Annotated in this window: 3 protein-coding genes; all 3 read right to left on the bottom strand. The window is 32.3% G+C overall.

Annotation, left to right across the window (positions count from 1 at the left end):
- Positions 1–517 precede the first annotated feature (517 nt).
- Positions 518–943, bottom strand: a complete 426-nt coding sequence (locus GFJ94_RS03030; RefSeq protein WP_153200119.1) for a hypothetical protein — start codon at positions 941–943, stop codon at positions 518–520.
- A 214-nt stretch (positions 944–1157) separates the two neighbouring features.
- Complete coding sequence (locus GFJ94_RS03035; RefSeq protein ID WP_153200120.1) at positions 1158–1529, bottom strand: hypothetical protein; 372 nt, start codon at positions 1527–1529, stop codon at positions 1158–1160.
- Positions 1530–1692: 163 nt separating this feature from the next.
- Positions 1693–2361 carry a hypothetical protein gene (locus tag GFJ94_RS03040; RefSeq protein ID WP_153199287.1) on the bottom strand — a complete coding sequence of 223 codons (669 nt, stop codon included), beginning with the start codon at positions 2359–2361 and terminating at the stop codon, positions 1693–1695.
- Positions 2362–2411 lie beyond the last annotated feature (50 nt).

Consider the following 2411-nt stretch of genomic DNA (forward strand, 5'->3'; position numbering starts at 1 on the left):
GCTTAAAAATTGTGGCGTAAATTCAACACCAAGCCATTACAAATATAACAAAACATTCCATTCAACAGCGGATTTTCCGCAGGAAAATCCAAAACCAGCCATATTTTTAAACCGCTGTTGTATACAGTATAATATTTTCGGAACTTAAAAACTCAACGCAACGTTTATCCACAAAGTTTGGATTGTCACGCAAAGCATATTTTCACACAACGTTTAGTTTCAGGTTTTAGTTTCACAGCGAATTTTCCCGAAAACGTAATTTCAACACAAAATTTATCGACAAAGTTCGGTTCGGTTTTAAATTTTCACGCAAGATTTTCGGTAATAATTATTCAGAAAAAATAGGAGAGAAGCTTTCAGCGTAAGTTCGGAAAATATATTGTATACAACGTCCCGCTGCTTTGAGATGGTGGGGAATTCGTAACTTTTCAACTTTCTGCTTTGCAGAAAAATTGATGCGAAACGGTAATTCCACTAAAACCCCACTATATCAAAACAGCTGTTATGTGGCGTTTTTTTAGTCAACAATTCCACTAATTTCTTTAAACACAAATTCTGTTGACGTGCTATCTTTTTTAATTTCAAACTTTAGATTTTCCAGTTCGGCACCGATATAACCGTCGCCTTTATTTTTAAGTATTCCTTCAATTCCTTTTTTAGATGATTCTATTGTCAAGACAATTTTAGCGCACAATCCATCGCCTTGAATATTGACGTAGATAAATTGTGACTTGCCAATTTCTTGATAACTTTCCATCCAATATGTCAGTTTGGTTTTGTCAATTTTCTCTAACTTCTTAACCAATTCATCTTTATATTCTTTTCTGTCGGGTGAGAATTTATCGAATATTGGATTTGTATTTTTACATATTGGTCTGTCGCAAGAAACAATAAAGATTAGGAAACAAAAAACTGTAATCGATTTGATAAAATATTTTTCCATTGTAAATGTTTTATAGTAAACGAAAAGTTCCGGTTTTTATTATTCGTCTCAAAAAACGCGAGGCGAAAAATGCCACATAACGGTTAGTATATGAAAAGTAGGCGATTTCGAAGCACAAAACTTTCGGTTAAGCACAACTTTTGATACGAGCCAAAAGCTTTGAATTTTGCACTATTTCGCCTATTTTTTATATACATTGTTGTAGTGCGTTTTTTTATTTTTTTAGTTTGAATTGATTCATTTTAATTTCAAATACAAGTTTATTATTCCATTCTATTTGATTTCCTATTCTGTCGTAAAATTCTGCAAAAACTTTATCCTGATTGATTACTTCCAAGATTGCTCCGTTTTGTCCTGCTTTCAGAACAGAATTCAGATTTTCGGTCAACTCAATATTCTTATAGAGTAATTTTTTTTCGCGTGCTTTTTGCGGGTCAATTGGTTTGGGTTGAAATCCAAAAATCTTCACTTTAATCCACTCAACACCTTTTTTTAGAAGTCTATAAGTTCCAACAATGATTCCTTCGAATATTATCTCAACGAAAATTCGAGCTAAAATATCTCCAATAATTTCAAATACAATCATATTTTTACTTCGACTTCAAGTTTTTCTTAAATGCACTACAACGGTCTCGTATAACCGTCAGTTACGGGTTAAATTAGCGATTATTTTCGGTTTGGCACAGACCTTAGCAATTCCGAGTGGATTCGGACGTAGTCGAATCCGCCGTAATTGCGGTTATACATTGTTACCTGCTGGCTTGTATTGTTTTTAATTCATATTTATCCATTCCGCAATTAGAATTCAAAACCTTAAATTCTTCGTCTCCTTGTTTTGTCAAATATTTGATAAATTTCTTTTCATAATTACTCCAAGTTCCACCTATAGGTGTTTCTCGACAAGTCTTTACTAAACTAAATATTTGATTTCCTTTTTGGATTATCATTCCGCCTGGTTTTGTTCCGATTTTAAGTGCATTAATTCTCTGAACAAATTTTTTATTAGTCAATAAATATTCAGCTGGTTTTTCTTTAGAAGTCATTTCTATAAGAGCAAAAGTTTTTAATGCATTCAATTCGCTCTGATAGTTCGCGACAAAAAGAATAAAATGCTCGTAATAATTTGGTTCACTATTTTTCGGATAGTTTTTATTTGAATAAGCAATTATATCTTTAAGTCCAACGTTGTCAAAAATTTCAGTATGTTTTGGTTTATTCAAATCTGTTGCCTCAAAAGAGTGTTCTCTATAATTTTCTTTCAAAACGTCTTTTGCAAAAAGTTCAGCAGATAATGAGTAGTCAACCTCTAATTCCGATTCCTTTTTTAATTCAGTTTTAGTTTCAATGCTTGGTTCCGAATTCAGTTCAGGTTTTTGCTTTTCAGCTTTCTCATTGCAAGAGCAAAAAAGCAAAATCATTATTATTAGTATGTTGTTTCGGATTCTCATTTTTCAGCTTGCAGGTAACG

The sequence above is a fragment of the Flavobacterium sp. LMO8 genome (genome assembly GCF_009495755.1).
In the GTDB taxonomy this organism is placed as follows: Bacteria; Bacteroidota; Bacteroidia; order Flavobacteriales; family Flavobacteriaceae; genus Flavobacterium.

Excerpts from the sequence above, each read along its gene's own strand:
- GFJ94_RS03030 (WP_153200119.1), bottom strand. The coding sequence starts at position 943 with ATGGAAAAATATTTTATCAAATCGATTACAGTTTTTTGTTTCCTAATC.
- GFJ94_RS03040 (WP_153199287.1), bottom strand. The coding sequence starts at position 2,361 with ATGATTTTGCTTTTTTGCTCTTGCAATGAGAAAGCTGAAAAGCAAAAA.
- GFJ94_RS03035 (WP_153200120.1), bottom strand. The coding sequence starts at position 1,529 with ATGATTGTATTTGAAATTATTGGAGATATTTTAGCTCGAATTTTCGTT.